The following is a 20,429-nucleotide window of genomic DNA, read 5'->3' on the forward strand; positions in this document are numbered from 1 at the left end:
CGCCAGTTCTGGGGCTTCACGCGTAGTTTATCCGGTGTAGCTGCCGGCTGGCAGCTACCTAGTCGTCGTAGGTTGCCGAATCGAGCGACTCGAGATCGGCCACCCCGGGAAGATACGGGGACAGCGCAGGCAACTCATCAAGCGAGCCCAGCCCCAGTCGTTCCAGGAAGTATTCGGTGGTTTGGTACAGCGTCGCTCCGCCATCTCCAACTTCCGGATACTCCGTGATCAATCCGCGGGTGAGCAGCGTGCGCACCACTGAATCGACGTTGACACCTCGAATCGCCGAAATACGTCCACGCGAGACCGGCTGTCGGTAAGCGATGACAGCCAGGGTTTCTAGGGCGGCCTGTGACAGGCGTGCTGTCTGCCCGTCGAGCACATAACTGGAGACGAAATCGGCGTAATCGGCCCGCGAATAGAAGCGCCACCCGGAGGCGACGCGACGCAGTTCAAATCCGCGCGGGCGATCCTTACCATCATACTCGGTAGCGAGGTTCTCCAATGCGGTGGCAATCCTAGCCGTGGGGACCTCGAAGATTTCGGCTAAACGTGCCGAAGATACGGGGATATCAGCGACCATCAGCACCGCTTCAAGACCCGATTCCAGGCCTCCTGGCAACTGGTCAATGGGTGCAAACTCACTCATGATTCACCTCACCGCTACTGCCCTCATAGTCATCTTGCACCGCCTGCGCATCGAAACTCGACTCCTGAATCAACGAAATCAGCAATGGCCCCAGCGGATCTTCCTGCGCAAAGCTGATCGCCTTTTGCCTGAACATCTCCAACAATGCCAGAAAACGCACGACCACCACTAGCTGCCCATCGGCATCGGCCACCAGCTGGGTGAAAGCCAGGGTGCCGCGGGACTCAAGCATGGCGGTGATCGTCTCGGCCTCTTCGGCGATGGTGACATTCGCTCCGTGCAGATGCCCGATGCCCACCTCGGTGGCGGGTTCAGGCTTCGGCGCCAAGGCCTTGGCCGCCATTGCCGCCAGCGCATCGGGTCCGATATTGAATACCAGCTCGGGCAGCAAGGCGGCGAACTGCGGTTCCAGCGAGACTTCGCGCGGGTGGCGCGACCCTTCGCTCATATAGCGTTCGCCCAAGAATTCGGCGGCCTGCTTGAAGGCCTTGTACTGCAGCAGCCGGGCGAAGAGCAGGTCGCGGGCCTCAAGCAGCTCGAAGTCCTCTTCATCGGCCATCTCGCCGCGCGGCAGCAAACGGGCGGCCTTCAAATCCAGCAGCGTGGAGGCGACGACCAGGAATTCGGTGGTTTCATCGAGCACTTTCATTCCGTCGCTGCCATCGGCGGCGCTGGAAGCCTGCAGTTCGCGCAGATAGGCGATGAATTCATCGGTGACCTCGGCCAGGGCTACCTCGGTGATATCCAGCTCGCGCTTGGTAATCAGGTGCAGCAGCACATCGAAGGGCCCGTTGAAATTCTGCAGGGCAAGGCGAAAACCGCCAGCCGATTCCTGCTCAGCTTCTGCTGGCGTGGTGGAATCGGTGGCGGTTTCTTCGCTGAGCGTGGTGCTCATTACGGGGCACCACCGCGCCAAATCAGTTCGCGGGCCAGGTTGCGGTAAGCCTCGGCGCCTGGATGGTTTGCTGCGTAGGACGTAATCGGCTCGGCAGCCACATTCGCATCAGCGAATTTGATGGTGCGCTTGATGACCGTCTCGAAGAGCTTGTCGCCGAAGGCCTCATCCAGTCGGGTGATGACCTCGCGGCTGTGCAGAGTGCGGGCGTCGTACATAGTGGCTACTACGCCGTCCAGCTCCAGGACCTGGTTCAGGCGGTCCTTGACCTTGTCGATGGTTTCCATCAGCAGGGCCACCGCACGCAGGGCGAAGAACTCTGCGGTCAGCGGGATGATCACGCCGTGCGCAGCGGTCAGCGCGTTGATGGTCAGCAAACCCAGCGATGGCTGGCAGTCGATGAGCACCACGTCGTAGTCGTCGATGACATTGCGCAGTGCGCGTTCAAGCACCTGCTCGCGGGCGACCTCGTTGACCAGCTGCACCTCGGCGGCGGACAAATCGATGTTGGCCGGCAGCAGATCGATGTTCTCGACATCGGTTTTCACGATGGCATCGGTGATCTTCACCTTGCGGTCCATCAGCACGTTGTAGACGGTGATGTCCATTTCATGCGGGTTGGTGCCGAAACCGGCAGACAGCGCACCCTGCGGGTCGAAGTCGACCAGCAGCACCTTGCGCCCGTATTCGGCGAGCGCAGCGGCCAAGTTGATGGTGGAGGTCGTCTTGCCGACGCCACCTTTCTGGTTCACCATGGCAATCACACGTGCCGGACCGTGCGAAGGCAACGGTGCTGGCACGGGGAAATCGGTCAATGGCTTGCCAGTTGGACCCACCGGACGAGGCTCCTTGAGCATTCCCGCCCCGCGGTGCTTATTTCCCTGTTCCTCGCTCACGATGGGTAAACCACACTTCCCGTTCGATAAACCTAATTCTTTGAGCTGTAAGCTCTTTTCAAGGTTATCGGCCGAAGCAAACGATCCCGGTTTTTTGGGTACTTTCACGGCGAGCCTTTACCTTGAACCTTAGCTCTAATGTTGTATGCGAGCTGAAAGCGCACTGGCATGATCCGGGAGGATCCGATGGGCACCTTGGAAAAGTTCCTCAGCCTGGCCGAGGCCGAGCCGAACAGCGAGCAGGTCAGCGTGTACGTGCTGCTGAAAGCCCAACTGGAGAACGGGCAATGCATCCTCGTGCTCGGTGACCGGGGCTGGTCCACCAGCGAAAACTGGTCCCGGGCCGAACCGGCTGCCATCCGCGAAACCACGCTGACCGTGGTCGGCCCGGGTGAACCGGCACCCGGGGCGAGCCGGGCCCAGGCATTTCGCGATTACTGGAAGTGCATCCGCTCGCTCCTCGCTGCCCAAGGAATCCACCTGTCGATCGAAGAACTGATGGCGCTGGAACACGAGGTCCGTTTCGGTCCGCGCCTGCAGCGGCTGCTCACCGGGCCCGGCCATTGACCGGCCGGCATCAGGACTGAAGACTGGAACCATCATGAACAAGGATTCCCAGAGCTCAGTTGATTCCCTGGAGCATGCATTGCGGCTCGGCGGCCGGCTCGTCGAGAACATTGCAAGCCGGCAGTGGGATGCGCCCACGCCCTGCTCCGAGTGGACCGTGCGCGACCTGCTCGCACATGTGGTGGGATGAACCTGGTGTTCGCGGCCATGCTGGCCGGGAAGCGCCCGCCACCTAGCGCGGCCGACGTACTGGGCGGGGATCCTGCCGGCGCCTATGCCCGGTCCGCGCAATTGCTGCTCGATGCTTTTGGCGTGCCGGGCGTGCTTGAACAAAGCTTCCAGAGCCCGATGGGCACAGCCACCGGCTTGGAGCGGTTGCTGATCCGCAGCTATGACCTGCTCGCCCACCTCTGGGATCTGGCCCAAGCCACCGGCCAGCAGTTGGAGAATGATCCTGTGCTTCAAGCTTCGGCGCAGCAGACTCTGGAATTCGCCGGCGGGCAGCTTGCAGGCGTGGATCGAGCAGGACGCTTCGCTCCCCCGCAGCCAATTAGCGGCACTGCCGCTGCGCTGGATCAGCTGGCGGCATTCCTAGGCCGGCCAGTGCCCTGGTCCCCAAACTGCTAATTCGCCGGCTTCACCGGATTTGCTCTTGACTCGCGCGCGCCGTGGTAGTCGAATGTGATCAGGAACGCCGATTCCAGGCGGCGTGAGAGGCGAGGCAGATGTTCACGGGAATGCTCGGAAATGCCACGGTATCGGATTTGGCCCGCGCCGAGCACTGGTATGCGCAGCTGATTGGCAGGGGTCCGGATCGTCGGCCCATGCCCGGTTTGCTCGAGTGGCAGCTGGGCCCGGGCTTTGGCCTGCAGGTGTACTGCGAACCTGAACGGGCCGGGCACAGCACCGTGGTCTTGGAAGTTGCCGACCTCGACGCCCACGCGGCGCGGCTGGCTGAAGCAGGCATCGAGCATCCCGGCATCCAGCCCGGCAGGGGCGGAGATATCCTGCAGCTTCAGGATCCTGACGGCAACTGGATCGTGCTCGCCTCTGCGAAAGCAGGGCCGGAGAGCTGAGCCTGCCATCGGGAAATCAGGCTTGCTCGGCCGCCCAGTCGAAAGACAACGGCAACAACTGGCGGATGCCAACGCTGCGCGGTCCGTCCTGGGTTTGAACGATGACTCTCAGCTGCGGATAGCTATCGGCCATGATTTGCCGGCAGCGCCCGCACGGGCTTTTGATACCGCGACCTTGGTTTCCCACCGCAACAACCGCCTGCGGTTCCAGAGCCCCGGCGGCACGAGCCGCTCCTAGGGCCACCAGCTCGGCGCAAGGCCCGCCGGTGAAATGGTAGAAGTTCACGCCCGCGTGCATGGTGCCGTTGGCATCCAGGACTGCAGCTCCCATGGTGTGCATCCCGTCGCCGCCTTCGGGCGCATCGGTGGACGCGTCGATAGTCTGCCGGGCCCGCTCAATGAGTTCTTTTTCAGCATCGGCAAGTTCGCGATAGTGCAGCTGGTTCGGTGCGGAGTTCATCGCTCCAGCCTAGCGGCCAATTCCCGCAACCAGTTATCCCATGCTCCTTCGGCCAGTCCGGCCAGCGCGTCATATCCGACCGCGCGCGGATGCGCTCCATCATCTGCGGCCACCTCGCTGCGCCACACCTCGTTGCCGGCTATTTGCTCATGGACGCTCAAATAGGGCACATCGGCCAACTCGCATCGATCCTGCATTTGCGCATCCAGCTCGCGCAGTTGCTCATTCAGGGCATCATCGGCGATCGGTGGCGGACCGATCATCAGCACCGGCCACCGGCGCACCATGGCTTGGTCCAGGATGGCCGAGAGGTTCGCAATCCGTTCTCCGACTGCCACCCGGGGCTTTGATGACCAGCGGATCACGTCGTTGACTCCAAAGGAGAACACGATCCCCACCGCATGCTCTCCTGGTGGAAAACGTGCGGCGCATTCAGCATCGAACCGCTGGCGAATCATGGTGCTGGTATCGCCGCGGACCCCGAGGTTGTAGCCGGTGAGCTCATAGCCGCGTTCGATTCCCCGGGCGATTAGCCGCCCTGCCCATCCACGGTGGCTGCCATCGCCAACTCCGGCAACAAAGGAATCCCCGACAAAACATACTCGTACCGCAACGCCCATGATGCCCTTCCGACCTGCCAGCAGTTTTTCCCGGCTGGGGCTATCTTCCCAAAGGAGCCAAGACGCAAAAAATCCGTTACCCGAATGCTTCGGATAACGGATTTTCGCAAGACCGTAGTCGCTAGTGGCTAGTGGCCTTCGACGCTGTTTTCGTCGAAAGGAATCTGGCCGGTCAGCGCGGCCTTGGCCTGGTCCATGTCGATTTCCTTGGTCCATTTGCCGATCAGCAAGGTGGCTACGGCGTTGCCGGTGAAGTTGGTCAGTGCACGGGCTTCGGACATGAACTTGTCGATGCCCACGATCACGCCCATGCCGCCCAGCAGCTCCGGACGGTGCGCCTGCAGGCCGGCTGCCAGTGTTGCAAGGCCGGCACCAGTCACGCCGGCGGCGCCCTTGGATGCGATGATCATGAAGACCAGCAGGCCGATCTGCTGGCCCAGATTCATCGGCATGCCCATGGCGGTGGAAACGAACAGCGCGGACATGGTCAGGTAGATCGCGGTGCCATCGAGGTTGAAGGAGTAGCCGGTCGGAACGGTGATGCCCACAACGGGCTTGGACACGCCAGCGTGTTCCATCTTGGCGATCAGGCGTGGCAGTGCGGACTCGGAGGACGACGTCGAGAAGATCAGCAGGTATTCGCGAGCCAGGTACTTCATCAGGGCGAAGATGTTCAGCCCGGTCACCACGCGCAGCATGCTGCCCAGGATGATGACGATGAACAGGATGCAGGTCAGGTAGAACGCGCCCATCAGCACAGCCATCGAGCCGATCGCGGCCCAACCGGTTGCACCGACCACCGCGGCGATCGCACCGAAAGCGCCGATCGGAGCAGCCCACATGATCATCATCATGATGCGGAAGACGACCTTCTGGATGTTCTGGATGCCGATCAGTACCGGCTCACCGGCCTTGCCCATTCCCTGCAGCGCGAAGCCGACAAACATCGCCAGTACCAGGGTTGGCAGCACAGGGATGTCGCCCGGGATCAGGGACATCAGGAAGTCGACGGTCGCGTTCGAGTCGCCCGAGCCGCCTGCTTCGTAGGGCTTGAGCTCCAGGCCTTCGCCCGGATGGATGATATTGCCGACCAGCAGCCCGATGCCCAGGGCCAAGGTGGACATGACCAGGAAGTACAGCATGGCCAGGCCGCCGACCTTGCCGACAGTCGCTGCCTTGGCGATCGAGCCGATACCCAGCACAATGGTGCAGAAGATGACCGGCGCGATGATCATCTTGATCAACGCGACGAAGGCGGTGCCCAGCGGCTTGAGCGACTTGCCGACTTCCGGAGCTACCAGGCCGATGCCTGCGCCCAGCACGACGGCGACGATGACCATGATGTATAGCCAGTGGGTCTTGTCTTTTTTCTTCGCTGCACCCTGCGGCGCATTGCCGCTGGGAGTTAGTTCTTCGGTGACAGCCATGGAGAGTCCTACCCTTGTTAGCGTATTTTCCGGGCAGGCATCCTTGCCAATCCGGACTTACGTAGAATCGTTCTGTATCCATGGTGCGGTTCGAAGTGATCCGCATCTCTATTGCGTTCATATTGGTCACACCTGTTGAACTTCAAAGACCAATCTGTCCAAGGAGGACCGCAAGTTGACCGATCACTTCACGGACCAGACCCGGCCGCCTTCAGCGCGCGCTGCCGCCCTTGCACCGCTCAATAGCGACGGCTGGTCGCTGGCTGTAGTCATTTTCGCCGCGCAGATGCTGGTGATCATGCTCGTGGTCATCGGGCTGGCAGTGGCCACCTACAAGCACCAAGCCCAGGTCATCCTCGATGACAAGCAGGCGACGGTGGCGACAATTTCGATCACCTTGGCCAATGATCCTTTCGTCTCCGAGGCCCTGACCGGAACGCAGCCCACCGAAGAATTGCAGCCCTACACGGACAAGATCTTGGACCGCGGGCAGGGCATCGACTTCATCACCATCATGACTCCCGATGAGCGGCGCGTAACGCACCCGAACCCGCAGCAGCTGGGCAAGAAATACTCCGGATCCACCAAGCAGGCCTTGGCCGGCCAAACCTACAACGAAGTCGCCCTGGGCACCCTTGGGCTTTCGGTGCGGACCATTGCCCCGGTCTTCCATGAAGGCACGCTGGTGGGCATGGTCGCTACCGGCATTACCCTGGAGAGCCTGGAATCGATCTACCGCAGCGAACTGCCGCAGATCTTGACCGTCTCGGCACTTGCCTTGCTGCTGGCCGGCTTCAGCTCCTGGTCCTTCTCCCGCTACGTCAATCAAGCGACCCTGGGCTTCGGCCCGCACGGGCTGCGCCGGCTCTATGCCTTCTACTTTTCCGCCCTGCACTCGGTCCGCGAAGGACTGGTGCTTCTGGACCGGCAGCACCACATTGTGCTCTATAACCAGGAGGCCGCCAGATTGCTGGGGTTCCCGGAACAGGTGCCGCCCAATGGGCTGGATCTTGATCAGGTGCAGATCCCCGAGACCCTGCGCACCCTGATGGCTACCGGCCGCAGCTGCAAGGACGAAATCCATTTGGGCACCCACACCGTGCTGTCCATTTCCCAGGGACCAGCGCGGCTGACCAATGCGCGGCTGCCCCGCCGTGGCTCCCTGCCGATCCGCTGGTTCCGCGCCCAACCGCTCTCCGGCCAGGTCATGACCCTGCGCGACCTGACCGAGGTGCAGGAACTTACCGGTGAAGTGCAGTCGCTGAAGACCTTCTCCACCGCCCTGCGAGCGCAAACCCACGAGCATGCCAACCGCCTGCATACCATCGCCACCCTGATTGAAAACGGCCAAAGCGAGAAGGCCCTGGCCTTTGCAGTAGATGACCGCCAGCATTCGCAGAAGCTGACCGATGCGATCGTGCACAGCATCGATGACGTATACCTTTCCAGCCTGCTGGTGGCCAAGGCAGCCCAGGCCCACGAACGCGGCATCAAGCTGGATATCAACGCACAGGGAATCATCCCGAACAACGCCTACGCCGCCACCGACATCGTCACGGTCGTGGGCAACCTGCTGGATAACGCACTGGATGCCTCGGTGGGAACACAAGAGGCGACGGTCTGGGTGGAGGTTACCGCGGCCGATGACGAGCTGATCATTGCGGTCGCCGATTCCGGGCCCGGCATTGAACCGGAGTTCCTCGACCAGCTGATGCGCTTCGGGGTGAGCACCAAGGACGGCAGCGGACACCGCGGCCTGGGCTTGGCGCTGGTGCAGCAAGCGGTGCTTCGGCTTGGTGGCACAATGAATGTTGACAACGACGCCGGCGCAATCTTCACCGTCACCCTGCCCTTGAAAAACAACAACTGACCTCCGGAAGGTTCCATGCGCGAATCACATGTTTCCATCCCCCAGCCGGGCAGCGGCTCGCCCGTCTTCAAGGTCCTGGTAGTGGACGACGAGCCGGAAACTGCCGCCGCCCACGCCAAGTACGTGAACCGCGTGCCCGGCTTCTCCACCGGGGCCATTGCCGCCAATGGACAACAGGCGCTGGGTCTCTTGGCCTCGGCCCGAGAAGCCAAGCAGCCCTTCGATCTTGTCCTGCTGGATATGACCCTGCCCGACCTGCACGGGATCGACGTCGCCAAGCGCATGCGCGGGCGCGGACTGACCACCGATATCATCGCCATCACCGCGGTGCGCGATCTGGCTGTGGTGCGATCAGCCGTGGCCACCGGCATCACCCAGTACCTGATCAAGCCCTTCACCTTCGCGGCGTTCACCGAGAAGCTGGAAAACCACCGCCGGTTCATTTCAGAGATCAGCTCCACCGGTCCGGATACCAGCCAGCGCGCCTTGGATAATGCGTTTTCGGCCTTGCGCACCACCAGCGCTTCAGCACCCCTTCCCAAGGGCCTGATCCCCGAAACGCTAGCGCAAATCACTGCTCATCTGCGCAGCAAGCCCGATCTATGCCTGTCGGCAACCGAGCTGGGCGAGGATCTTGGCATTTCGAGGGTCACCGCCCGGCGCTATCTGGAGCATCTGGCCGATGTGAAGTCAGTGCTCAAGCAGCCCCGCCACGGCACAAGAGGCCGCCCGGAATATGAATACCGGGCAGCCTCTTACCGCTAGGGTCTTGCTCTAGCTCGTACGCAGCCTATGCCTGCGGACGCAGCAGCGGCAGCAACTCATCGAGCACTGCGGTGTCCTCGATCGTCGATGGAACCGTGTAGTCCTTGCCGTCGGCGATCTGCCGCATGGTCTTGCGCAGGATCTTGCCCGAGCGGGTCTTGGGCAGCGCGGCCACGACAGTGACTTCGCGGAAGTCGGCCACCGCACCGATGTGCTGGCGTACCAGGGCAACGATTTCCTTCTTCAGCTCTGCCTCGTCGGTTTCGACTCCGGATTTGAGCACTACATAGCCGCTGGCCCGCTGTCCCTTGAGCGCATCAGCCAAGCCGATCACCGCGCATTCGGCCACAGACGGGTGGCTGGCCAGCACCTGTTCCATCGCGCCGGTGGACAGGCGGTGTCCGGACACGTTGATCACGTCATCGGTGCGTCCCATGACAAAGAGGTAGCCGTCATCGTCCAGGAAGCCGGAGTCCCCCGTCAGATAGCAGCCTTCGATCTGGCTCAGGTAGGTGTCGATGAAGCGCTGGTCGTTGCCCCACAGGGTGGTCAGTGCTCCCGGCGGCAGCGGCAGCTTCACCACGATGTTGCCTTCTTGGTTCGCCTCCAGCTGCTCGCCCAGTGCATCGCGGATCTGCACATCGAAGCCCGGTACCGGGGTGGTCGGCGATCCGGCCTTGGCAGGAAGCTCTTCCAGTCCCAGCGGGTTCGAAGCGATCGGCCAGCCGGTCTCGGTCTGCCACCAGTTATCAACTACCGGGATGCCCAGCAGCTTCGAGGCGAAGTGGTAGGTATCCGGATCCAGGCGCTCACCGGCGACGAACAGCGCGCGCAGCGAAGACAGGTCATGGCTGGCGATCAGTGCGCCTTCGGGATCAGCCTTGCGCACTGCACGCAGAGCGGTTGGCGCGGTGAACATCGTGGTGACCTTGTGGTCTGCGATGATCCGGCCGAAGACTCCGGCGTCCGGGGTGCCGATGGGCTTGCCCTCGTAGAGCACCGTGGTGGCTCCGGCGATCAGCGGCGCGTAGACAATGTAGGAGTGGCCCACTACCCAGCCCACATCGGATGCGGTGAACATGGTGTCCCCCGGATGCACGTCGTAGACGGCATTCATCGAGTACTGCAGTGCGGTGGCATAGCCGCCGGTATCGCGCACTACGCCCTTAGGCGAACCAGTGGTACCCGAGGTGTAGAGCACGTAGAGCGGATGGGTGGAGTCCACCGGCACCGGTCCGGTTGGTGTAGCTGTCTTGGCCTGCTCTTCCCAGTCCAGCCAGTTAATCTGCTGGCCGTTGATTTCCTTGTCCTGGTACTCCTGGAGGGAATGGGCGAATCCATCGCGGTGGGCCACGATGACGTCCTTCACCGCAGGTTCGGCCAGACTCAGCGCTTCGGCTACAGCCGGCAGGTATTCGATGTGGCGGCTTGGTTCGATGCCGCCAGAGGCAGTTACGATCGCCACCGGGGCGCAGTCGGTGATGCGCGCAGCCAGTTCCCTAGGGGCAAAACCGCCGAAGACCACCGAGTGGATGGCACCAAGACGGGCGCAGGCGAGCATCGCGATGGCAGCTTGCGGGATCATCGGCAGGTAGATCAGTACGCGGTCGCCGGTCTTCACGCCTCGGCCGGCCAGCACTCCGGCGAAGATTTCTACTTCACGCAGCAGTTCGGAGTAGGTGTATTTCGTGACGGTGCCCAGCATCGCCGAATCGTAGATGAGGGCAGTGTCGCCTCCGCGGCCAGCACCCACATGCCGGTCCAGCGCGTTGACCGAAAGATTTAGTTTTCCATCCGGGAACCAGTCATACAGCGGCTTGCGCTGGTCATCGAGCGCAATCTGCGGTTCGGTATCCCAGCTGATGCCGCGGGCAGCTTGCAGCCAGAACGCGGCTGGGTCATTGGTGGCTTGGTCAAAAGCCTGACGGTATTCCTGCACCATGGTGTTCTCCTCCTGGTACCGAGCTTCATTACCCGGCACCTGCGTGGTGGTTGAGGTCGTCCTCTTGGGCTTAACTCTATGAGCATGATCACAACACTGCAACTAATTTGTATACATATTTCGCAAAAATTCCAGAAAAGATTGGCCTGTGTCACACTTTTTGGCAATTTATGTATACACTGGAGCCATGAAAGCAAGCGACAAGGTTTATGAGAGCCTCCGCGCCGACATCGTCGAATGGCGCCTGGCTCCGGGTACCGTCCTTGCCGAAGTGGAACAGTCAGAACGCCTTGGAGTTTCCCGCACACCGGTGCGTGAAGCCTTGGGCAGATTGGTCGCCGACGGCTTGGCGGTACAGCAACGCGGACGCGGTGCCATCGTCTCCGAGGTCAGCGAAGACCACGTGGAGGACCTGTTCGTGCTTCGCCGTGCTTTGGAATGCGCCAGTGCACGCGAAGCGGCCAAGTCCGCACAGCGATCGGCCTTCAACCAGCTAGCTAGCCGATTTGAAGCCGCCGTCGCGGAGGTAGAAATTCCCGGCTCCCAGGAGTCCTACTACCAGTTGGTGCAGCTGCTGGACGAGTCGATCGACAAGGCAGCTGACAACAAGTACCTGTCCAACGCACTGCGCACCTTGCGGGTCAACCTGCAAAGAGTGCGGCGCATGGCCAAGGACAACCCCGAACGGCTCAAAGCATCGGCTTCCGAGCACGCGGCCATCGCCCGGGCGATCGCCAGCGGAAACCCAGAGGTCGCAGCCGCGGCCACCACAGTCCACCTGCACCAATCCTTCACACACATCATGGCCCACGCGGCCGGATCAGAAAGGCAGTCACCATGATCAACCACCCAGTACGCGTATACCGCTCCGAGGAAAACCTGGCTCGCGAAGACCAGCTGGCGCACAAGATCGCCACGGTTGCAGCCGATCCGGTAGAGGTCACCGCAGAAGTGACCGACATGATCATCAACCGCATCATCGACAACGCTTCGGTGGCCATCGCGTCGCTGAACCGCGGCCCGATCGTTGCCGCCCGCGCCCAGGCCCTGACCCACGCCCCATCCACCGGCGGCAAGGGTGCCAGCGTTTTCGGCATCTCCGAGAAGGTCTCCCCTGAATGGGCTGCATGGGCCAACGGCGTAGCCGTGCGCGAGCTGGACTACCATGACACCTTCCTGGCCGCCGAGTACTCCCACCCAGGCGATAACATCCCACCCATCCTGGCTGTTGCCCAGCACACCGGCGCTTCGGGCAAGGATCTGATCCGCGGCATCGCCACCGGCTACGAAATCCAGGTGGACCTGGTCAAGGCCATCTGCCTGCACAAGCACAAGATCGACCACGTAGCGCATCTGGGCCCCTCGGCCGCCGCCGGCATCGGCACCCTGCTGGGCCTGGATGTCGAAACCATTTTCCAGGCCGTTGGCCAGGGCCTGCACACCACCACCGCGACCCGCCAGTCGCGCAAGGGCGAGATCTCCACTTGGAAGGCCCACGCCCCGGCCTTCGCCGGCAAGATGGCCGTTGAAGCAGCCGACCGTGCAATGCGAGGCCAGACTTCCCCAGTGCCAATCTACGAAGGCGAAGACGGCGTCATCGCCTGGATGCTCGATGGCAAGGATGCCGCCTACGAAGTGCCGCTGCCAGAGGCCGGCGAAGCCAAGCGCGCCATCTTGGACACCTACACCAAGGAGCACTCGGCCGAGTACCAGGCACAGGCCTGGATCGACCTGGCCCGCAAGCTGCACGGCGAGCACCCAGAAGCCGCCGACCCGAAGAACGTGAAGTCGGTGCTGATCAAGACTTCGCACCACACCCACTACGTCATCGGCTCCGGTGCGAACGACCCGCAGAAGTACGATCCGACCGCATCGCGCGAAACCCTGGATCACTCGATTCCGTACATCTTCACCGTGGCCCTGCAGGATGGCGCATGGCACCACGTGGATTCCTACGCTCCAGAACGTGCCGGCCGTGCCGACACCGTTGAGCTGTGGAACAAGGTCACCACCGAAGAAGATGCGCAATGGACCCGCCGCTACCACTCGCTGGATATCGCGGAGAAGGCCTTCGGCGGCTCGGTTCAGATCACCTTGAACGACGGCACCGTGATCACCGATGAGATCGCCGTAGCCGACGCGCACCCACTGGGTGCCCGTCCGTTCGCCCGCGAGCAGTACATCAACAAGTTCCGCACCCTGGCCACCGGCCTGGTGGACGACGCGGAAATCGACCGCTTCATCGCGGCCGCAGAAAACCTTGAAAACCTGGCTGCAGGCGAACTGGATCAGCTGAACATCCAGGCCGCAGCGGGCGTCATCGACGCAGCGGCCGCACCGAAGGGCCTGTTCTAACATGTTGTACTCAACCAAAACCCCCGCCGCCAAGCGCCTGGCGCTGCGCAAAATGCTCACCCCGGGAGCTGCCCGCCAGTTCCCCGGAGCATTCAACCCGCTCTCGGCGAAGCTGATCGGTGAGAAGGAATTCGACGGCATCTACATTTCCGGCGCCGTGCTGGCCAACGATCTGGGCCTGCCCGATATCGGCCTGACCTCGCTGACCGAGGTCGCCACCCGTGCCGGGCAGATCGCCCGCATGTCGGACCTGCCAGCGATCGTGGATGCCGACACCGGTTTCGGCGAGCCAATGAACGTGGCCCGCACCATCCAGGAACTGGAATACGCTGGCTTGGCCGGCTGCCACATCGAGGACCAGTTCAACCCGAAGCGCTGCGGCCACCTGGACGGCAAGAACGTGGTGGATACCGAGACCATGCTCAAGCGCATCGCCGCGGCAGCAGATGCCCGCATCGATGAGAACTTCCTGATCATGGCCCGCACCGATATCCGTGCAGTCGAAGGACTCGACGCGGCAATCGATCGCGCCAAGGCCATGGTCGATGCCGGCGCGGACGCGATCTTCCCCGAAGCGATGAAGAACGTCGCCGAATTCGAAGCCGTATGCAACGCAGTGGACGTGCCGGTACTGGCGAATATGACCGAGTTCGGCAAGTCCGAGCTGTTCAACCGCCAGGAACTGGCCGATGCCGGCGTCGCGCTGATCATCTACCCAGTCACCCTGTTGCGCAGCGCCATGGGCGCGGCTGAACGAGTACTGGATGCCATCAGCGAAGATGGCACTCAGGCCCGCGAGGTGGATAAAATGTTGACTAGGTCACGTTTGTATAAGCTCGTAGACTACGAGGCCTACAACCGCTTCGACACCGGAATCTTCAACTTCCAGGTCCCGACCCTGGACATTGATTCCAACAGCGCGAACCTCTAGGCTCGCAACCAATTAGTACCCTTTGCGCCGGCCGGCACCCGTCGGCCGGCGCACCCAAAGCATTATTATTCTCCGGCAATGAAGAGGAGCAAGAATGACTGCCACCGAGGAAATCAAGAAGGGCCTGGCAGGCGTCGTCGTTGACTACACCGCCGTCTCCAAGGTCAATCCAGAGACCAACTCGCTGCTCTACCGCGGCTACCCGGTCCAGGACCTGGCCGCAAACAAGTCTTTCGAAGAGGTCGCCCTGCTGCTCTGGAACGGTGAGCTGCCGACGCCAAGCGAACTGACCGAATTCAGCGCGTTTGAGCGCGCCAACCGTGCGCTGGATCCACGCGTGAAGGCAGCGATCGACCTGCTCCCTACCGATTGCCACCCAATGGACGTGGGCCGCACCGCGGTCTCGGTCATCGGCGCAAACCACCCGCAGGCGGAGAACTCCTCCCCCGAGGCAGAACTGCTCAAGGCCAAGGAACTGTTCGCAGCCTTCCCAGCCGTCGTCGCCTACGACCAGCGCCGCCGCCGCGGCCAGGAGCCAGTTGCCCCGCGCGAGGACCTGGATTACTCGGCCAACTTCCTGTGGATGACCTTTGGCGAAGAAGCAGCCCCAGAAGTAGTCGATGCCTTCCGCGTCTCGATGGTCCTGTACGCAGAGCACTCCTTCAACGCCTCGACCTTCACCGCACGCGTGATCACCTCGACCCTCTCGGATCTGCATTCGGCGGTCACCGGTGCCATCGGCGCATTGAAGGGCCCACTGCACGGCGGCGCCAACGAAGCGGTCATGCACACCTTCAACGAGATCGGCATCGATAAGGAAGAATCCCGCGAGGATGCTGCCAAGCGTGCCAAGTCGTGGATGGAAGACGCACTGGCTGCCAAGAAGAAGGTCATGGGCTTCGGCCACCGCGTCTACAAGCACGGAGATTCCCGCGTGCCGACCATGAAGGCCGCATTAGACCGCATGATCGAGCACTACGGCCGCCATGAAATGCTGGGCCTCTACGATGGCCTGGAAGCAGCCATGGACGAGGCCAAGGCCATCAAGCCGAACCTCGACTACCCAGCTGGCCCGACCTATCACCTGATGGGCTTCGACACCGAGATGTTCACCCCGATCTTCATCGCGGCACGCATCACTGGTTGGACCAGCCACATCTTCGAGCAGCGCGCGGCAAATGCACTGATCCGCCCGCTCTCGGCATACAACGGGGTCGAGCAGCGCTCGCTCTAAGCGCGCCACAACAACGGGGCCAGGCCTTCAGGCCTGGCCCCGTTGTTGTTTCCCAGCCTTGCTTTTGGCATCAATAGGACCTATTGTTTTTCGATAGATGCAAATCGAAAATCGTGAGAGAAAGAAGCATGGTCATGGGAAAATCCAGCACGATCCTGCTACGCGTTGTTCTCGCTCTGGTCTTCATCGGAGCCCTTGCTATTCAGGGCCAAGCCGCTTGGTGGCTCTACTTGGCCTCTTCGGCTGACACAGCAGATGTCAGCTATGTGCACCGCAGTACCGTCCTGTACGTAGTACTTGCCCTGCTGATCATTCAAGTTTGCTGTATCTGCGTATGGAAATTGGCCGCCCGTGTCCAGCACGGAACAGTTTTCTCCCCCGCGTCTTATAAATTCGTCAACATCATCATCGCGGCCATCAGTTTCGGCAGCATCATGACTTTCGCCCTCGGCGCCATCATGGCTCCAGGCCCGGAGGTAGCCCCCGGCGTGGTCCTCTTGGCGGGCGGACTTGGCGTCGTGCTGGCAGGCATCTCACTGATCGTATGGGTGCTTCGCCAGCTGTTGGCCCAGGCATCGCATACCGAAGCTCAAGCAGCTGACCTGCGCACCGAGCTCAACGGGGTCATCTAGTGGGAATCCGCGTGGATATTGATGTCATGCTGGCACGCCGCAAAATGGCCGTCGGCGAATTGGCCGAACGCATCGGCATCACCCCAGCCAACCTGGCTGTGCTCAAGAACGGACGAGCCAAGGCCGTACGCTTCAGCACCCTTGAAGCGCTGTGCCGGGAACTGGATTGCCAGCCCGGCGACCTGTTGATTTTCGAGACAGATCAAGACTGATCTCGCCGCGTTGGCTACTGCCAATACTCGAAGCTGATCTGTTGCACGGACTGGTTGTCATCGGCCAGGACAATTTCCACCGTGAAATTCTCGCCGGCCGCCAGCTGAGGCAACCATAACGGGGAATCTTGCCACATTCGCGTGACTGGCAGCGCTGCGGGGTCGGCCCATAGCGGTTCGAGTTCCTCGGTAAGTTCCAGCTGGCCGGTCGCCTTCCGCGCGATAAAGGCAGCGCATTGCATATCTGCTGCTGGCTGGGCAGGAAAGCAGAAGTTAATCTGCGCGGCTAGTTCCAAATCCTCGGCGGCAACCCGCAAACCCGTTTCTTCGGCGAACTCCCGAATTGCTGCCTGCTTAGCGGTTTCTCCTGGCTCGATCTTGCCTCCGGGCAGCACGATATTGCCTTGGCCGAACCCGCGACGCTTGCGTCCCAGCAGGATCTGCACATCTCCTTCACGGTGCTGCACCAACGCCACCAGGGCGATCTGCTTGGCACCATGTAAGTTGCTAGCCATGGCTAATTCACCCTCGGGTGCGCCAATTGGTAGGCCTCACGCAGCGAATCTACGGTGACCTTGGTGTAAATCTGCGTGGTGGTGACCGAAGCGTGCCCCAGCAATTCCTGCACGACTCGCACATCGGCACCGCCTTCAAGCAAATGCGTGGCGAAGGAATGGCGAAGCGTGTGTGGGGAAACTTCGGTGGTGATCCCTGCCCGTTCAGCGGCCTTGGAAAGCAGCAGCCACACCGATTGCCGGGACAGCCTGCCCCCGCGCTGATTGAGGAACAAGGCGGGTGTGCCTTTGCCCTTGGCCGCCAGTGAGGGGCGCGCACGCACCAGGTAATCGCTCACCGCACGTTGGGCATACCCGCCAACTGGAACCACGCGTTCCTTGGATCCCTTGCCGAAGAGGCGCACCACAGCGTCCTGGGCAAAGTGCAGGTCATCTACGTCCAGATCCACTACTTCGGATATGCGCGCACCGGTGGAGTACAAAAATTCCAGAATCGCCCGATCACGCAACCCGGCCGGGGTTTCAATGCTCACCGATTCAAGGATTGAGGTGACTTGGTCAATGGAAATCGCTTTGGGCAGCGATTGGCCAATAGCGGGAGGCTGGATCTCGCGGGCGGGATTGGGTACGCAGATTCCTTCCAGCTCCCAGTACTTGTGCAGCTGGCGGATCGCCACCGAATGCCGAGCCACCGAGCGGGCGCTCAGGGCCTTGTGCTTCTCATTCCCGCGCGAAAGATCCTGCAGGTAGCCGCTGATCGCCAGCTCGGTAATCTTCTGCGGCTGTTCAACACCGGCAGCCTGCATCGTATCAACATAGCGAAGCAGGTCCCTGCGGTAGGAGGCGAGGGTGTTCTCGGCCAGACCGCGCTCAATGGCCAGGTGCTGCAAGTAGCGTTTGAGCGGGGTTTCGAACTGGTCGCTCATCCTTCGCGCAGGTAGGGGTGCACGTCGAATGGCTCGTTTGCATCGCGCAGCCCAAGGTATTGATTAGCCCGGGCAGCCTGAGCGGCCAGAATAGCGATCATCGCGGTAGGGTTATGGATCTTGCCAGCCAGCACTGCTGCGACGGCTTCTTCCAATGGCACCCAGGTGCTGATCATTTCGGCTTCTTCATCGGTGCGTTCATGGCGCTGGTCATCGGCAACCAGTTTTGCATCCCGCGCCAGGTACACGCGCACGGCCTCGGCCGAGGACCCCGGGCTCAAGAAGACATCGGTGAGGATCGCCCAGTGATCGGCGGTTCGATCCGCTTCCTCCCACAATTCGCGCTTTGCAGCTTCCAGCGGCGGTTCGCCTGCCACGTCCAGCAGGCCGGCAGGAATTTCCCACAGGCGCATGCCTACCGGATGGCGGTACTGGTTGATCATCAAGACGCGCTCTTGGTCGTCCAGGACCAGTACGCTGACCGCACCAGGGTGGCTGATGTAGTCGCGGTCGATGGTCGCGCCGTCGTCGGAAAGCTTCACGCTGTCATGCACTACATCCCAGATCCGCCCCTTGTACACGGTTTCGCGGTTCAGCAGTTCACGCGGTGAGAATTCATCGGCTATTGGATGCAGCGGCACGAAGATTGTCCTTTGGTAGAAAATGCTGGTCGTCAATCTCCAGCTTAAACAGCTGCGCGCCGGTCAGTAATGACCGGCGCGCATTGCCTTCAGAATTTTACCTCTAAGAAGCTCTTACTTGCGCAACTTCAGCGCTGCCTCGACCAGACCGGCGAACAGCGGGTGCGGGCGAGTTGGGCGGCTGGAGAGCTCTGGGTGAGCCTGCGTGGAGACGTAGTACGGGTGTACGTCCTTTGGCAGTTCAACGAACTCAACCAGGTTGCCATCTGGCGAAGTGCCCGAGAAGACCAGGCCGGCCTCTTCAAGCTGTGCACGGTACGAGTTGTTGACCTCGTAGCGGTGGCGGTGGCGCTCTGCGACATCGGTCTTGCCGTAGGTTTCTGCAAGGACCGAGCCTTCAAGCAGCTTTGCGTCGTACAGGCCCAGACGCATGGTGCCGCCAAGGTCGCCCTTGCCGTCCACGATTGCCAGCTGCTCTTCCATGGTCGCGATGACCGGGGTCGAGGTTTCTGGATCGAATTCGGTCGACGATGCATCGGTGAGGCCAGCCATGTTGCGGGCGTATTCGATGACCATCGACTGCAGTCCCAGGCACAGGCCCAGAGTTGGCAGCTGGTTTTCACGAGCGAAGCGCAGTGCGCCGAGCTTGCCTTCCAGGCCGCGAATGCCGAATCCACCTGGCACGCAGATAGCTTCTGCGCCTTCAAGTGCCTTGGCGGCTCCTGCTTCGGTAGCGCAGTCGTCGGCTGGCACCCAGCGGATGTTCACCTTGGCGTTGTTGGCGAAGCCGCCAGCGCGCAGGGCTTCGGTCACCGACAGGTACGCATCTGGCAGATCGATGTACTTGCCGACCAGGGCCACGGTCAGTTCGGTTGCTGGGTTGTGTACTACATCCAGCAGTCGATCCCACGAGGTCCAGTCAACATCACGGAACTTCATCTCCAGGGTCTGGACGATATATGCGTCCAAGCCCTGCGAGTGGATGACCTTCGGGATGTCGTAAATGCTTGGTGCATCGGCACAGTTGATCACTGCTTCGGTGTCCACGTCGCAGGTGCGGCCGAGCTTGGCGCGCATTTCTGCTGGAATTGGACGGTCTGAGCGGATAACCAGCGAGTCTGGCTGGATACCGATCGAACGCAAAGCAGCAACAGAGTGCTGGGTAGGCTTGGTCTTCAGTTCATGGCTTGGGCCGATGAATGGAACCAAGGAGACGTGCACGAAGAAAGCGTTCTTGCGGCCGATGTCCTGGCGGACCTGGCGTGCTGCTTCGAGGAATGGCTGGGATTCGATATCGCCGACGGTGCCACCGATTTCCGTGATGATCACGTCAGGAGCGGACTTGCCCGCGCCTGGTTCGGTTGCAGCCAAGCGCATACGACGCTTGATCTCATCGGTAATGTGAGGAATGACCTGAACGGTATCGCCGAGGTATTCCCCACGACGTTCGCGTTCCAGAACGGTCGAGTAGACCTGTCCGGTGGTCACGTTGGCGGTACCTGGGAGGTTCTCATCCAGGAAACGCTCATAGTGTCCGATATCCAGATCGGTTTCTGCGCCATCGTCAGTAACGAAGACTTCACCGTGCTGGAAGGGGTTCATAGTACCTGGATCGACATTCAGGTACGGGTCGAGCTTCTGCATGGTCACTGAGAGACCACGAGCTCGAAGTAGATGTCCAAGGCTGGATGCCGTCAATCCCTTACCCAGGGAAGAGGCCACACCGCCGGTGACGAAGATATGCTTTGTCGTTTCAGACGACCGAGAATCACGAGTTGAATTACGCTGCACCACGGGATTTCATCCTATCACCATT

At 61.4% G+C, this 20,429-nt stretch carries 23 protein-coding genes; 12 read left to right on the forward strand and 11 right to left on the reverse strand.

Going from position 1 to position 20,429, the window contains the following annotated elements:
* Positions 1-58: 58 nt before the first annotated feature.
* From scpB to AB4Y71_RS16715, 3 genes are read right to left on the reverse strand one after another with little or no spacing between them, the layout of a single operon-like run.
* A complete protein-coding gene (gene scpB / locus AB4Y71_RS16705) occupies positions 59-649 on the reverse strand; it encodes an SMC-Scp complex subunit ScpB (protein WP_013348538.1) in 591 nt (196 codons plus the stop codon).
* The gene (locus tag AB4Y71_RS16710; protein ID WP_441687085.1) at positions 642-1,544 is read right to left on the reverse strand and encodes a segregation and condensation protein A; all 903 of its coding nucleotides are present in this window, start codon (positions 1,542-1,544) and stop codon (positions 642-644) included. Before AB4Y71_RS16710 ends, scpB begins: the two co-directional genes overlap by 8 nt.
* Complete coding sequence (locus AB4Y71_RS16715) at positions 1,544-2,440, reverse strand: ParA family protein (RefSeq protein WP_013348536.1); 897 nt, start codon at positions 2,438-2,440, stop codon at positions 1,544-1,546. Before AB4Y71_RS16715 ends, AB4Y71_RS16710 begins: the two co-directional genes overlap by 1 nt.
* Before the next feature lie 186 nt (positions 2,441-2,626).
* On the opposite strand from AB4Y71_RS16715, the gene AB4Y71_RS16720 reads away from it, so the two are divergent.
* From AB4Y71_RS16720 to AB4Y71_RS16735, 4 genes are all read left to right on the forward strand, one after another.
* Positions 2,627-3,007 carry a hypothetical protein gene (locus AB4Y71_RS16720; RefSeq protein WP_441722201.1) on the forward strand — a complete coding sequence of 127 codons (381 nt, stop codon included), beginning with the start codon at positions 2,627-2,629 and terminating at the stop codon, positions 3,005-3,007.
* Positions 3,008-3,041: 34 nt separating this feature from the next.
* Positions 3,042-3,197 (forward strand): maleylpyruvate isomerase N-terminal domain-containing protein, encoded by a 156-nt coding sequence (locus tag AB4Y71_RS16725; RefSeq protein WP_081461110.1) that lies wholly within the window; start codon positions 3,042-3,044, stop codon positions 3,195-3,197.
* The gene (locus AB4Y71_RS16730; protein WP_441722203.1) at positions 3,194-3,634 is read left to right on the forward strand and encodes a hypothetical protein; all 441 of its coding nucleotides are present in this window, start codon (positions 3,194-3,196) and stop codon (positions 3,632-3,634) included. Before AB4Y71_RS16725 ends, AB4Y71_RS16730 begins: the two co-directional genes overlap by 4 nt.
* A 110-nt stretch (positions 3,635-3,744) precedes the next feature.
* On the forward strand, positions 3,745-4,083 hold the full coding sequence (locus tag AB4Y71_RS16735) for a VOC family protein (protein ID WP_441722206.1): 339 nt from the start codon (positions 3,745-3,747) through the stop codon (positions 4,081-4,083).
* Between the two features lie 16 nt (positions 4,084-4,099).
* Here the strand turns inward: AB4Y71_RS16735 and AB4Y71_RS16740 are convergent, their stop codons facing one another.
* The 3 genes from AB4Y71_RS16740 to AB4Y71_RS16750 form a co-directional block, all read right to left on the reverse strand.
* Positions 4,100-4,543, reverse strand: coding sequence for a cytidine deaminase family protein (locus AB4Y71_RS16740; RefSeq protein ID WP_441693214.1), 444 nt, complete (start codon positions 4,541-4,543; stop codon positions 4,100-4,102).
* Positions 4,540-5,163, reverse strand: a complete 624-nt coding sequence (locus tag AB4Y71_RS16745; RefSeq protein ID WP_441722208.1) for a DUF459 domain-containing protein — start codon at positions 5,161-5,163, stop codon at positions 4,540-4,542. Before AB4Y71_RS16745 ends, AB4Y71_RS16740 begins: the two co-directional genes overlap by 4 nt.
* A gap of 128 nt (positions 5,164-5,291) precedes the next feature.
* A complete protein-coding gene (locus AB4Y71_RS16750) occupies positions 5,292-6,590 on the reverse strand; it encodes a cation:dicarboxylate symporter family transporter (RefSeq protein ID WP_441722211.1) in 1,299 nt (432 codons plus the stop codon).
* 175 nt (positions 6,591-6,765) lie between these two features.
* Here AB4Y71_RS16750 and AB4Y71_RS16755 point away from each other — a divergent pair, with 175 nt between their 5' ends.
* Both AB4Y71_RS16755 and AB4Y71_RS16760 read left to right on the forward strand, forming a co-directional pair.
* Entirely contained in the window at positions 6,766-8,460 is a 1,695-nt protein-coding gene (locus AB4Y71_RS16755; RefSeq protein ID WP_441722214.1) for an ATP-binding protein, read from the forward strand.
* Between the two features lie 15 nt (positions 8,461-8,475).
* Positions 8,476-9,225, forward strand: coding sequence for a response regulator (locus AB4Y71_RS16760; protein ID WP_134780514.1), 750 nt, complete (start codon positions 8,476-8,478; stop codon positions 9,223-9,225).
* Between the two features lie 25 nt (positions 9,226-9,250).
* Here AB4Y71_RS16760 and AB4Y71_RS16765 read toward each other — a convergent pair whose 3' ends face one another.
* Positions 9,251-11,206 carry an AMP-binding protein gene (locus AB4Y71_RS16765; protein ID WP_441722217.1) on the reverse strand — a complete coding sequence of 652 codons (1,956 nt, stop codon included), beginning with the start codon at positions 11,204-11,206 and terminating at the stop codon, positions 9,251-9,253.
* A 148-nt stretch (positions 11,207-11,354) separates the two neighbouring features.
* On the opposite strand from AB4Y71_RS16765, the gene AB4Y71_RS16770 reads away from it, so the two are divergent.
* From AB4Y71_RS16770 to AB4Y71_RS16795, 6 genes are all read left to right on the forward strand, one after another.
* Positions 11,355-12,008, forward strand: coding sequence for a GntR family transcriptional regulator (locus tag AB4Y71_RS16770; RefSeq protein ID WP_013348528.1), 654 nt, complete (start codon positions 11,355-11,357; stop codon positions 12,006-12,008).
* Entirely contained in the window at positions 12,005-13,522 is a 1,518-nt protein-coding gene (locus AB4Y71_RS16775) for an MmgE/PrpD family protein (RefSeq protein WP_441679982.1), read from the forward strand. The genes AB4Y71_RS16770 and AB4Y71_RS16775 overlap by 4 nt, the downstream gene beginning before the upstream one ends.
* Before the next feature lies 1 nt (position 13,523).
* Positions 13,524-14,453 (forward strand): methylisocitrate lyase, encoded by a 930-nt coding sequence (prpB, locus tag AB4Y71_RS16780; RefSeq protein WP_441722220.1) that lies wholly within the window; start codon positions 13,524-13,526, stop codon positions 14,451-14,453.
* 94 nt (positions 14,454-14,547) lie between these two features.
* On the forward strand, positions 14,548-15,687 hold the full coding sequence (locus AB4Y71_RS16785) for a bifunctional 2-methylcitrate synthase/citrate synthase (RefSeq protein ID WP_013348525.1): 1,140 nt from the start codon (positions 14,548-14,550) through the stop codon (positions 15,685-15,687).
* 134 nt (positions 15,688-15,821) lie between these two features.
* On the forward strand, positions 15,822-16,319 hold the full coding sequence (locus AB4Y71_RS16790; RefSeq protein WP_180993058.1) for a DUF2975 domain-containing protein: 498 nt from the start codon (positions 15,822-15,824) through the stop codon (positions 16,317-16,319).
* On the forward strand, positions 16,319-16,531 hold the full coding sequence (locus AB4Y71_RS16795; RefSeq protein ID WP_441722223.1) for a helix-turn-helix domain-containing protein: 213 nt from the start codon (positions 16,319-16,321) through the stop codon (positions 16,529-16,531). Before AB4Y71_RS16790 ends, AB4Y71_RS16795 begins: the two co-directional genes overlap by 1 nt.
* Before the next feature lie 14 nt (positions 16,532-16,545).
* Here AB4Y71_RS16795 and AB4Y71_RS16800 read toward each other — a convergent pair whose 3' ends face one another.
* The 4 genes from AB4Y71_RS16800 to AB4Y71_RS16815 all read right to left on the reverse strand — a co-directional run bounded on the left by AB4Y71_RS16800 (position 16,546) and on the right by AB4Y71_RS16815 (position 20,407).
* Positions 16,546-17,046: an 8-oxo-dGTP diphosphatase gene (locus AB4Y71_RS16800; RefSeq protein WP_441722226.1), complete on the reverse strand. Its 501-nt coding sequence runs from the start codon at positions 17,044-17,046 to the stop codon at positions 16,546-16,548.
* A 2-nt stretch (positions 17,047-17,048) separates the two neighbouring features.
* Positions 17,049-17,972 (reverse strand): site-specific tyrosine recombinase XerD, encoded by a 924-nt coding sequence (gene xerD / locus AB4Y71_RS16805; RefSeq protein ID WP_013348521.1) that lies wholly within the window; start codon positions 17,970-17,972, stop codon positions 17,049-17,051.
* The gene (locus AB4Y71_RS16810; RefSeq protein ID WP_193057741.1) at positions 17,969-18,613 is read right to left on the reverse strand and encodes an NUDIX domain-containing protein; all 645 of its coding nucleotides are present in this window, start codon (positions 18,611-18,613) and stop codon (positions 17,969-17,971) included. The genes xerD and AB4Y71_RS16810 overlap by 4 nt, the downstream gene beginning before the upstream one ends.
* A gap of 114 nt (positions 18,614-18,727) precedes the next feature.
* Entirely contained in the window at positions 18,728-20,407 is a 1,680-nt protein-coding gene (locus AB4Y71_RS16815) for a CTP synthase (protein WP_134780520.1), read from the reverse strand.
* Positions 20,408-20,429: the final 22 nt, after the last annotated feature.

Origin of the sequence: Glutamicibacter sp. MCAF14 (genome assembly GCF_052114325.1) — a bacterium.
GTDB lineage: Bacteria > Actinomycetota > Actinomycetes > Actinomycetales > Micrococcaceae > Glutamicibacter > Glutamicibacter arilaitensis.